The organism is Burkholderia sp. SIMBA_051 (genome assembly GCF_046534915.1).
GTDB lineage: Bacteria > Pseudomonadota > Gammaproteobacteria > Burkholderiales > Burkholderiaceae > Burkholderia > Burkholderia ambifaria.
The window spans coordinates 1-260 of record NZ_JAWRXS010000480.1; the positions used below are offsets into that span (position 1 = coordinate 1).

Annotated in this window: 1 pseudogene; it reads right to left on the bottom strand. The window is 67.3% G+C overall.

The features are described from left to right. Positions 1 to 34: 34 nt before the first annotated feature. Positions 35 to 260 (bottom strand): annotated as a pseudogene (locus tag SB771_RS35370) (AMP-dependent synthetase); the annotation flags it as partial.

Sequence of the window (260 nt, forward strand, 5' to 3'; positions counted from 1 at the left end):
TAGATCGGAATGACGATGCACGGAGCGAAGCTCATCACGCGGGCTCCCGATACACGATCACACCGGACGCGCAGTCGCGGCCGCTCAGCCGATAACTGAACTGCACACGCCGGCGCGCGGCGTCGTGAGCCAGCGTGAGATCGAGCACCGCGCCGGGCGGCACCGGCGCCATGAACTTCAGGCGGTCGATCGACGCAACCGCGCTGACGGCCGGCAGATGATCGGCGGCGAGACGCATTGCCCAATCCACCTGCACCACG